Consider the following 10,360-nt stretch of genomic DNA (forward strand, 5'->3'; position numbering starts at 1 on the left):
GGCCAGGCCCCTGTTTTGAGTTGTCAATGAAACGATCAGGTTGGACGGTCAGCAGCTGGGTTTTCGCCTTGCTGCTGACTTTGCCTATTACGGCACTTATATATGAAGCACTGTTACCCACAGAAGATATCTTTCATCATCTGTGGGTAACAGTGCTGCCTACCTATATCAGCAATACCTTTTGGCTGGTGTTGCTGGTGATGAGCTTCAGCTTGTTGTGCGGTGTCCCTGCCGCCTGGTTGATGGCCATGTGCGAACTGCCTGGTAAACGCTGGCTGCAGTGGGCCTTGATCCTGCCGCTGGCCATGCCTTCTTATATTGTCGCCTTTGTTTATACGGACCTGCTGGATTTCTCCGGACCGGTGCAAGACAGCTTGCGCCAGTGGTTTGGCTGGCAGTCGGCCGCCGATTATTATTTTCCTGCCATTCGCACCCTGGGTGGTGCCGCGTTGATCTTGGGGCTGGTGCTGTATCCCTATGTGTATCTGCTGGCGCGCACCGCCTTTATGGAACAGTCCACCAGTCTTATTCAGTCCAGTCGGCTGTTGGGCTGCACTCCCTGGCAAAGCTTCAAGAAAGTAAGCTTGCCGCTGGCACGGCCTTCCATTGCCGTGGGCCTGTCGCTGGTGGCCATGGAAACCCTGGCCGAATTCGGTACCGTGAACTTTTTTGCGGTGAATACCCTGACCACAGCCGTGTATGACACCTGGCTGGGCTATGGCAGCCTGAATGCCGCCGCTAAAATCTCTGCCATCATGCTGTTGGTGGTGATGTTGCTGCTGAGCATGGAGCGCATGAGCCGCAAGCGCCAGCAGGTGTTTCAAAAAAACATGGGCCACGAGCAGCAAACCGGTTATCAGTTAACGGGCGTGGCCAAGTGGGGCGCGCTGCTGTTTTGCTGGACCTTGGTAGCGCTGGGCTTTTTATTGCCTTTTGTCATTCTCTGCTATCACGCCGTGCACTATTTCGATCAGGCCTGGAACAGCCGGTTTTTCGAATACAGCTTTAACAGTCTGTTGCTCTCGGCCCTGGTGGCGGGGGTGGCGTTGATGATTGGTTTGTTGCTGGGCATGACGCACCGGCTGTCCGGCAAAAGCTACTCGGTTGTGCCCATGCGTCTGGCTTCCATGGGTTATGCCCTGCCGGGAACGGTATTGGCCATTGGCGTGCTGGTGCCGTTAACCAGCCTCGATTTTGCCATTAATGACGCCGCCCTGTGGTTGGGCGTCACCGAGCCGGGGTTATTGTTTACCGGCACCATGACCGCGATTGCCTTTGGTTATCTGGTACGCTTTGGTGCCATGGCCATCGGTTCGGTAGAAAGCAGCCTCGCCAAGGTGTCGCCGTCTCTCGACATGGTCACCCAGACCATGGGCTACAGCCCCGGCGCCATGATGATGAAGGTGCATATGCCGCTGATCCGCAAGGGGATGCTGGCTGGTGCCTTGCTGGTATTTATCGAATGCATGAAAGAGCTGCCGGCGGCGCTGTTGCTGCGGCCCTTTAATTTTCAGACACTGGCTACTTATGTATATCAGTTTGTATCCGACGAGCAGTTGGAGCTGGGCGCTTTGCCCGCCATTGTGATCGTGCTGGTTGGCTTGATACCGCTGATTTTCCTGAACCGATCATTGGAGCAACAACACTGATGGCGGCATTAGACGTAAAAAACCTGCGCTGTAGTTATAACGGCAAGGCGATACTGGATAATCTTTCGTTGCAGGTCGACGATAACGAAATCATGTGTCTGCTGGGAGCCAGCGGATGCGGTAAAACCACCTTGCTCAAGGCCATCGCCGGTCTGCTGCCCGTTACTCAGGGCGAGATCCAGATTCACGGCCAGCCAATGAACGGCCATGGCCTTGCCGTGGTACCGGAGCGTCGTAACATCGGCATGATCTTTCAGGATTATGCGCTGTTTCCGCATTTAAGCGTGGCCAGGAACGTGGCCTTTGGTTTGCAGTGCAAAGAAAGCAACAAGGCGGTGATCAAGAGGCGGGTGGCAGAAGTGCTGGCGCTGGTGAACCTGGCCGAGTTAGGGGAGCGGTATCCCCATCAACTATCTGGCGGTCAGCAACAGCGGGTGGCCATCGCCCGTGCCATGATTGGCAAACCCCAACTGATGTTGCTGGATGAGCCTTTTTCCAATATCGATACTCAGGTACGTATGCGCCTGATCAGCGAAATTCGCGACTTGCTGAAAGGGCAGGGCATAGCGGCCATCTTCGTGACGCACAGTAAAGAAGAGGCCTTCGCTTTTTCCGATCGCCTGGCATTATTTCGCAGCGGTCATATCGAGCAGGTGGGGCGTCCCCAGGTATTGTATCAACAGCCGGAAAACCGCTTTGTGGCCGACTTCCTCGGTCTGGCAAACTATGTGCCCGCCACCGTAATCGACAGCCAGACGGTACTGACCCCCATGGGGCCCGTTGCCAGCCAGGCGGTACTGAATGCCGCTCCCGGTACCACAGGACAGCTCATGTTGCGGCCGCGGCAAATACAGCTATCCCTGACCGAACAGGGCAATGGATGCGTGGTTGAACAACAGTTCTTAGGCACTCATACCCGTTGTGTGGTGGAGTGCCAGAGCCTGCGCCTGGAGGTCAGCACCAACGAGCCGCTGCCTGCGGTGAGTCAGGTGCACGTAAAAGTTCTGCCCCATGCACTGACCTTTTTCCCGGAGCGCCAAGGCCAACGCGCCGTTGCTTGAAAAGCAGTACGGCCCGGCTCTAAAGGGGCTCGTCGTTCGGTCTTACCGAGCCGCTGAATAGATCCGTTCCTTAGGTGCTGGTTGGTAGCAGGCGCTACACATATTGCTCAAACAACTCGAGTACGCTTTGGTACAGCGTTGCTATGGGCGTGTCGTGGGTGGGGGTAATAAAAATGGTGTCGTCGCCCGCTATGGTCCCCAGAATACCTTCCGCCTTACCCAGGGAGTCCAGCATGCGGGCAATCAACTGGGCTGCCCCCGGGCTGGTATGAATCACGATCAGCGCGCTGTTATGGCCCACATCCAGCACCAGGTTCTTCAATTGGCTGCTGCTGGTGGGGACGCCAAGCTCTACCGGCAGGCAATACACCATTTCCGTCTTGGCATTACGGGTGCGCACGGCACCAAACTTGCTCAGCATGCGCGAGACTTTTGACTGGTTAATGTTATCAAACCCTGCATCCTGCAGCGCAGTCACTATCTCTGCCTGTGAGCCAAAACGTTCCTCGTTGAGCAAGGCTTTAAAGGCCTTAACCAGTTGTTCTTGCTTTTCGTTCATAGTTTGCAGCCGACTGAGCGTGGTTGAATGAGGCATATTGTCTATCCGTCATGGTTTTTTATCAAGGATTAGTCACTTATATTGCATAAAGATGCAGAATTAGCTTGCATTAACAGCCATGCAAAATAAAATCAGTCAAACACTCTGACAGATGATGTGAATATAGCGCATGGGCATAGAATTTAACGGCATTTGCAAGTCCTGGTCTGGTCAGGAAATTTTAAGCCAAGTATCGTTCAAATGCGATGCCGGTGAGACATTAGTTCTGCTTGGCCCTAGCGGGGCAGGTAAAAGTTCTTTATTGCGGCTGATGAACCTGCTGGATGTTCCAGATTCCGGCCAGTTAATCATAGCTGATCAGACATTCTCTTTTCCAGACGCCCACCATGGCCGCTTGAACAAGCGCGCGCAGCAGTTGCGAAGCTCGGTGGGCATGGTGTTTCAGCAGTATCATTTATGGCCCCATCTCACAGTTGAGCAAAATTTGCTGGAAGCGCCGCTGAAAGTATTGGGCATGAACAAAAGTGAAGCGCAGGATAAGGTTGGGCTGTTACTGGGTCAATTGAAGCTGAGCGATAAACGTCATGCCTGGCCGGGTGCCTTGTCGGGTGGCCAGCAACAGCGAGTGGCCATTGCCCGCGCCCTGATGATGGATCCTGATGTGTTGCTGTTTGATGAACCCACCGCAGCGCTGGATCCGGAAATTACCAAAGAAGTGGCCGAGATTATCTTGCAGCTTGGCAAAACCGGCATGACTCAGGTGATAGTGACCCACGAAGTCGGCTTTGCCCGCCGGGTGGCGAGTAAAGTGGCTTATCTGGAACAGGGGCGTTTAATCGAGTATGGCGATGCCAGTTTGCTTGACCATCCCGGCACTCAGCGACTCACCGAGTTTTTAACTCATTAATGACAATAAGGACATTATCGTGAACAAAACATTATTATCTTTGGCGCTCTTGGCCAGCGCAGGAATGGCTCAGGCCGACGAAGTGAAATTTGTGACCAATGCCGCCTATGCGCCATTTGAGTTCGTTGACGAAAACAACGAGATGCAGGGTTTCGATATCGACCTGGCCAAAGCCATTTGTGAAGTCCAGAAAATGGACTGCAGCTTTCACAACCAGGCCTTCGACAGCCTGATCCCCAGCCTGAAGTTTCGCCGTTATCACGCCGCCATTGCCGCCATGGACATTACCCCGGAGCGGGCCAAGCAGGTGGACTTCAGCGATATTTATTATGAAAACTCGGCGGTCTTTGTTACCCCGACCGACAAATTCGACAATCTGGATGCCCTGAAAAAAGAAACGGTCGGCGTGCAGAATGGCACCTCGCATCAGAAATACATTCAAGACAAGCTGGAAGCCGACGGCATGGCGGCTCGCCCGTATCAAAGTGTGCAAGATGCCCTGCTTGATATGGGGAATGGCCGCATCAATGCGGTATTTGCCGATACCGCCGTGGTAGGTGACTGGCTGGCCAAAAACCAGGGCTACGCAGTGTTGGGCGAGCGCATTACCGATGATGACTACTTTGGTACCGGTTTTGGTATTGCGGTAACCAAGGGTAACCAGGCGCTGCTGGATCAGCTGAACGAAGGTCTGAACCAGCTAAAGGACAACGGCACCTACGACAGCCTCTACCAAAAGTATTTCCCTCAGTAATATGCTGACTCATCTAATGAATGCCAGCCTGATGACCTTGGGGCTGGCATTGGTGTCATTAGCCATAGGTCTGGTGCTGGGCATCCTGTTTTGTGGTGGGGAAATGAGCCGCTTTGCGCTGTTGCGCTGGCCGGTGACCTTGCTGACCACTGTGCTGCGCGGCTTGCCCGAAATACTGGTGGTGTTTTTCATCTATTTCGGGTCTACCCAAATCCTGTTTTTGCTGACGGGCGAATATATCGAATTCAGTCCGTTCTGGTGTGGCGTAACGGCACTTTCCCTGCTGTTTGCCGCCTATGCCGCGCAAACCTTGCGTGGAGCCTTGAATGCCGTAGACAAAGGGCAACGCCAGGCTGCACAAGCGCTGGGCTTGCCTGTGCTTTACACCTTTACACACATAGTGTTGCCGCAAACCTGGCGTCATGCGCTACCCGGGCTGGGTAACCAGTGGCTGGTGTTGCTGAAAGATACCGCTCTGGTGTCTTTGATTGGCGTACACGATTTGATGTATCAGGCCAAGGCCGTGGCCTCTCGTACCTACGAGCCCTTTACCTGGTATGGCATAGCGGCGCTTATTTATTTAGTGATTACCGTGCTTAGCCAACAAGGGCTGAAGCGGCTGCGAACTCGGGTAACGCGTTATGACTGATTGGCTCGATTATTTGCCAACCTTGCTGCAGGGGGTGACCATCACTCTGCAGATCACCAGTGCCGGCTTGTTGCTGGGGCTGATAATAGCGCTCGCCTTGACCTGGATACTGGAACAACGTCTGCCGGTGGCGGCACAATTGGCCGAGGGCTATTTGTTGTTGCTGACAGGTACGCCATTACTGGTGCAGATATTTCTGGTTTATTACGGTCCGGCCCAGTTTGAGTGGGTGAAAAACAGTTGGGCCTGGACCTATCTGCGCGAGCCGATGTTTTGCGCCATTCTGGCCCTGGGAATGAACGCCGGAGCCTATACCTGTCGATTGTTCAAAGGCGCACTGGACGCTATCCCCAAAGGCGAAACCCTGGCTTGCCGGGCCTTGGGCATGAATGATTGGCAAGCCTTGAGCGTGAAGCTGCGCCACGCCATGCGCCGGGTGATTCCGGCTTACTCCAACGAAGTGGTGCTGGTACTCAAGGGCAGTTCGCTGGCCAGTACCATTTCTATTATGGAGATCATGGGGTTGGCCCAGCGACTCAACGGTCAGACCTATGACACCCTGGTGGTATTCGGTCTGGCGGGCGCGATTTATCTGGTGCTTAACGGCGTGCTCACCTTTTTGTTTCGCCTGTTGGAACAAAGAGCGCTGAAATTTCAGACGAACGGGTGATGAGAGGAGTCTTTCGACTTCACAATCAGGCGTTTTACATTACCTTAACCATTGTGTTTCCGCGGTGCTTTCGCTATGTTGCTAAAGCATTAGGAAACGTCTAACAACCCAATAATAACGGAGTTCAGCTATGAAAGTTGCCGTACTTGGAGCCGCCGGTGGTATCGGCCAGGCTCTGGCCCTGCTGTTAAAAAATAACCTGCCTGCCGGTTCTGCATTAAGCCTGTACGATATCGCACCCGTTACCCCAGGTGTTGCCGCCGATCTCAGCCACATCCCAACCGCAGTCAGCGTAGTGGGTTTTGGCGGTGAAGATCCAACGCCGGCACTGGAAGGCGCCGACATAGTTCTGATCTCTGCCGGTGTAGCGCGCAAGCCGGGTATGGATCGTGCCGACCTGTTCAACGTGAACGCCGGCATCGTGAAAAATCTGATTGAAAAAGTGGCGGCTACCTGCCCTAAAGCCTGTATCGGTATCATCACCAACCCGGTAAACACCACAGTGGCCATTGCCGCCGAAGTGCTGAAAAAAGCCGGTGTTTACGACAAGAACAAGCTGTTTGGTATTACGACTCTGGATATCATCCGTGCTGAAACCTTTGTTGCCGAAGCCAAGGGCCTGAACGTAGCTGACGTTAAAGTACCTGTTATTGGTGGCCACAGCGGCGTGACGATTCTGCCGTTGCTGTCTCAGGTTGAAGGCGCTTCTTTCTCTGATGAAGAAATCGAGAAGATGACCCACCGCATCCAGAATGCCGGTACCGAAGTGGTAGAAGCCAAAGCCGGTGGCGGTTCAGCCACTCTGTCTATGGGTCAGGCGGCCTGTCGTTTTGCGCTGTCTTTGGCGAAAGCCATGCAGGGCGAAGCCGACGTGGTTGAATGCACCTACGTAGACGGCGGCAGCGAGCACGCCCAGTTCTTCGCACAGCCAGTGCTGTTAGGTAAGAACGGCGTAGAAAAAGTACTGCCTTACGGCAAGCTGAGCGCCTTCGAAGAAGCCGCCATGAACGAGATGCTGGACACCCTGAAAGGCGATATCGCCAAAGGCGTAGAGTTCGTTAAGTAATCTAACGAACCTGGTCCATTAAAAGCAGTTCATTAAAAAAGGGAGCCTCGGCTCCCTTTTTGTTTTTTGTGGGCTATAGCGATATATGAGACATCGGAGCCAGGATATCGTGTTGCGATATTGCACAGCTAAAGCAGTGCCTACATCCGTGCTATATGTCTACAGCATGAATGTAGTAGCTGCTTTAGCTGCTAAAACCTGCGCAGCAGTTTCTGATATACGAAATCGATTATGTGCACACAAACAAAAAAGGTAGCGCCAGGCGCTACCTTTTTTATTCACAGCTTATGGCTTACCGCTGCCTGAAGGGCTGGGTTTACTGGGCAGTAACCGGGCGCTTCTTATGCTGTAGCACCAAGCCAAACAAGCAGACGATGGCGGTCGCTACGCCTATCGGATTGCTGTACTGCTCTGGTAAATTTAAACCAATGGGGTTGGTGGTGATGTAAGACACAGTAATCGCCGTGCCGACTACCGCCGGCAGACTGGCCACCCAGTGGAAAGTACCACGGTCGAACAGGTATTTGGTGGCGAGCCACAGCACGCTGGTAGACAGCAGCATGTTCGAGAAGGCGAAATAGCGCCAGATGAGTGCAAAATCCAGGAAGGTCATGAAGTAGGCGATACCCAGCAAAGGCGCCGCCAATGCCAGTCTGTGCAGGGTGGTTTGCGAGATCTTGAACGCATCCATAATGGTCAGACGTAATGAACGAAACGCAGTGTCGCCAGAAGTTATCGGGAATACGGCTACGGCCAGAATCGCCATTACACCACCTACCACGCCCAGATAACTGGTCGCAATATGGTTAACCACCAGACCCGGGCCGCCTTGAGCCAGCATGGCTTTCAGCTCGATATAACCACCCGGGAAGGCCGCAATACCCGCCAACGCCCATACGCAGGCGACGATACCTTCACACATCATGGCACCATAAAATACCGGACGTGCGTATTTTTCATTGGTCAGACAACGCGCAATCATGGGCGACTGGGTGGAGTGAAAACCGCTGATGGCACCGCAGGTGATGGTCAGGAACAATAGCGGCCACACGGGTAAACCATCCGGGTTAGGCGTTAACAAGTCTTCATGACTATGGCTATCAAAGTAAGCAAACACATCGGCTGCCTGTGGCAGATGCGGCGCTTCCAGTAACAAGGCACCGGCAATCAGGGTAGTCATCACTATCATCAACAAACCAAACAGCGGATACAGCTTGGTGATGATTTTATCGATAGGCAGCAAGGTCGCCAGAAAGTAATAACCCAGGATGACCAGTACCCAGAAGCTGTTACCCGCTAAAAACGTACCTTCAAAATAGGATAAATTACTCAACAGCCCGGCCGGACTCATGATAAAAACCACGCCGACAAAAAACAGTAGCATGGCGGTAAAAACCAGCATAATGCCTTTGAACACCACGTTATAATAGTGGCCTGCAATTTCCGGTAAGCTTTTGCCATCTTCCTTCAGGCTCATGACCCCCGAAAAATAGTCATGTATTGCGCCACCCAGTACGTTACCAATCACGATCCACACCAAAGCGATGGGACCATACATGGCGCCGAGAATAGGGCCAAAAATGGGGCCCACACCGGCAATGTTCAAAAACTGGATTAAAAACGCTTTCGCAGGGCTGATGGCCACGTAGTCAACACCGTCATCCAGACGCTGCTGAGGGGTGAGAGCCTTGGGATCTATGCCCGCCTGTTTTTCAACAAAGGGACCGTAGAATTTATAGCCGAGAATAAGTACGGCAAGACTGACAAAGAAAATAAGCATTTCGCAAATTCCATATGATTAAGGGCTTAGGGTACTGATATTCTGGGCAAAGTAGCATGCTTCCTTGCCGCTGAGTACTGGATTATAGTCGTAGACTCATTATTAAGCTTCCTCCCACCCGGACCTAAATTCTCTGGCTGATGCTGACTGAAATTTTATTGATTTTGGGCTCTGTTACTCGGGCCAGGCCAACCCTGTCTTGGAGCCGTTGTGCCGGCCCAGCTGCTGGCTTATCCAGCGGCCGGTCTGTACTAAATCGTCCTGGTTCACTCCGGCATGCACTCCCAGGCCCTGCAGCAAATACACGACATCTTCGCTGGCCACATTACCCGATGCCCCGGGCGCATAGGGGCAGCCACCCAAACCGGCCACCGAGCTGTCTATGATGCGTATACCTTGCTCCAGCGCCGCATAAATATTGGCCAGTGCCTGTCCGTAGCTATCGTGAAAGTGCACCGCCAGCTGCGCCATCGGCACCTCCTGACTCACGGCATGCAGCATGGCAAGCACCCGCTTCGGGGTGCCCGTGCCCAGAGTATCGCCCAGCGAAATTTCCGTACAACCCAGCTGATACAAGGCACTGGCCACCCGTGCTACTGCCGCAGGCGTAATCGGGCCTTCATAAGGGCAGTCCAAGGCAGTAGATACATAACCGCGCACTGCTATGTTATGCGTTTTGGCCAGGGCCAGCAGCGGCGCAAAACGCGCCAGACTATCGGCAATAGAGGTGTTGATGTTGTGCTGGCAAAAGGACTCGGAGGCGGCAGTAAACACGGCCACCTGATCTGCACCTGCGGCCAGCGCCGCCTTGAGCCCTTGTAGATTAGGCGTGAGTGCACTGTAAATCACCCCAGGTTGACGCTTGATGCCGGTCAGCACGGCCTGGCCGTCGGCCATCTGCGGCACCCACTTGGGAGAGACGAAGCTGGCGGCCTCAATGTGCCTCAGGCCACAGTGCGCCAGCCGTTCAATCAGCTCTATTTTAACGGCGGTGGGCACCAGGCTGGCTTCATGCTGCAAGCCATCACGCGGTGCCATTTCCACCAAAGTCACAGACTCCATCATCACCCCCCGTTACCGCTTTCAATTCTCTCTCAAGCTATTTAGCGCAAAGGCGGATAAAGGGCGCTGCACCGACGACCATCACATGGCAGGGAGGCCATGTGCTGAGCGCCACATGGATGATGAGATGGACACCTCTTGTGCAACCGGCGTCATTACGCGCCATATTTGGGTTACCCACTCAAATATCATCACAAAAGGTG

General features: G+C 53.6%; 10 protein-coding genes. 7 read left to right on the forward strand and 3 right to left on the reverse strand.

The genetic code is table 11. The annotated features are described in order from the left end of the window. Positions 1–26: 26 nt before the first annotated feature. Both IEW52_RS04085 and IEW52_RS04090 read left to right on the forward strand, forming a co-directional pair. Positions 27–1,649, forward strand: a complete 1,623-nt coding sequence (locus tag IEW52_RS04085; RefSeq protein WP_188628802.1) for an ABC transporter permease — start codon at positions 27–29, stop codon at positions 1,647–1,649. Beyond that, positions 1,649–2,710, forward strand: coding sequence for an ABC transporter ATP-binding protein (locus IEW52_RS04090; protein WP_188628803.1), 1,062 nt, complete (start codon positions 1,649–1,651; stop codon positions 2,708–2,710). Before IEW52_RS04085 ends, IEW52_RS04090 begins: the two co-directional genes overlap by 1 nt. A gap of 94 nt (positions 2,711–2,804) precedes the next feature. Here the strand turns inward: IEW52_RS04090 and argR are convergent, their stop codons facing one another. Further along, a complete protein-coding gene (gene argR, locus IEW52_RS04095; protein WP_229667776.1) occupies positions 2,805–3,305 on the reverse strand; it encodes a transcriptional regulator ArgR in 501 nt (166 codons plus the stop codon). A gap of 133 nt (positions 3,306–3,438) precedes the next feature. Here argR and IEW52_RS04100 point away from each other — a divergent pair, with 133 nt between their 5' ends. From IEW52_RS04100 to mdh, 5 genes are all read left to right on the forward strand, one after another. Continuing rightward, complete coding sequence (locus IEW52_RS04100) at positions 3,439–4,176, forward strand: ATP-binding cassette domain-containing protein (RefSeq protein ID WP_188628804.1); 738 nt, start codon at positions 3,439–3,441, stop codon at positions 4,174–4,176. A gap of 64 nt (positions 4,177–4,240) precedes the next feature. Beyond that, complete coding sequence (locus IEW52_RS04105) at positions 4,241–4,930, forward strand: transporter substrate-binding domain-containing protein (protein WP_188628814.1); 690 nt, start codon at positions 4,241–4,243, stop codon at positions 4,928–4,930. Position 4,931: 1 nt separating this feature from the next. Then, complete coding sequence (artQ, locus tag IEW52_RS04110; protein ID WP_188628805.1) at positions 4,932–5,579, forward strand: arginine ABC transporter permease ArtQ; 648 nt, start codon at positions 4,932–4,934, stop codon at positions 5,577–5,579. Next, positions 5,572–6,249: an arginine ABC transporter permease ArtM gene (gene artM, locus IEW52_RS04115; protein ID WP_188628806.1), complete on the forward strand. Its 678-nt coding sequence runs from the start codon at positions 5,572–5,574 to the stop codon at positions 6,247–6,249. The genes artQ and artM overlap by 8 nt, the downstream gene beginning before the upstream one ends. A 130-nt stretch (positions 6,250–6,379) precedes the next feature. Further along, a complete protein-coding gene (gene mdh / locus IEW52_RS04120) occupies positions 6,380–7,315 on the forward strand; it encodes a malate dehydrogenase (protein WP_188628807.1) in 936 nt (311 codons plus the stop codon). 316 nt (positions 7,316–7,631) lie between these two features. Here mdh and IEW52_RS04125 read toward each other — a convergent pair whose 3' ends face one another. Continuing rightward, positions 7,632–9,095 carry a carbon starvation CstA family protein gene (locus IEW52_RS04125; protein ID WP_188628808.1) on the reverse strand — a complete coding sequence of 488 codons (1,464 nt, stop codon included), beginning with the start codon at positions 9,093–9,095 and terminating at the stop codon, positions 7,632–7,634. Between the two features lie 174 nt (positions 9,096–9,269). After that, positions 9,270–10,160, reverse strand: a complete 891-nt coding sequence (locus IEW52_RS04130) for a hydroxymethylglutaryl-CoA lyase (RefSeq protein ID WP_229667777.1) — start codon at positions 10,158–10,160, stop codon at positions 9,270–9,272. Positions 10,161–10,360 lie beyond the last annotated feature (200 nt).

It is taken from the genome of Oceanisphaera marina, assembly GCF_014643915.1.
In the GTDB taxonomy this organism is placed as follows: domain Bacteria; phylum Pseudomonadota; class Gammaproteobacteria; order Enterobacterales; family Aeromonadaceae; genus Oceanimonas; species Oceanimonas marina.

Bases quoted from the DNA above. Each gene is read 5' to 3' on its own strand.
- IEW52_RS04125 (WP_188628808.1), bottom strand. From the start codon at position 9,095: ATGCTTATTTTCTTTGTCAGTCTTGCCGTACTTATTCTCGGCTATAAA.
- mdh (WP_188628807.1), top strand. From the start codon at position 6,380: ATGAAAGTTGCCGTACTTGGAGCCGCCGGTGGTATCGGCCAGGCTCTG.
- IEW52_RS04090 (WP_188628803.1), top strand. From the start codon at position 1,649: ATGGCGGCATTAGACGTAAAAAACCTGCGCTGTAGTTATAACGGCAAG.
- artQ (WP_188628805.1), top strand. From the start codon at position 4,932: ATGCTGACTCATCTAATGAATGCCAGCCTGATGACCTTGGGGCTGGCA.
- IEW52_RS04100 (WP_188628804.1), top strand. From the start codon at position 3,439: ATGGGCATAGAATTTAACGGCATTTGCAAGTCCTGGTCTGGTCAGGAA.
- IEW52_RS04085 (WP_188628802.1), top strand. From the start codon at position 27: ATGAAACGATCAGGTTGGACGGTCAGCAGCTGGGTTTTCGCCTTGCTG.
- artM (WP_188628806.1), top strand. From the start codon at position 5,572: ATGACTGATTGGCTCGATTATTTGCCAACCTTGCTGCAGGGGGTGACC.
- argR (WP_229667776.1), bottom strand. From the start codon at position 3,305: ATGCCTCATTCAACCACGCTCAGTCGGCTGCAAACTATGAACGAAAAG.
- IEW52_RS04130 (WP_229667777.1), bottom strand. From the start codon at position 10,160: ATGATGGAGTCTGTGACTTTGGTGGAAATGGCACCGCGTGATGGCTTG.
- IEW52_RS04105 (WP_188628814.1), top strand. From the start codon at position 4,241: ATGGCTCAGGCCGACGAAGTGAAATTTGTGACCAATGCCGCCTATGCG.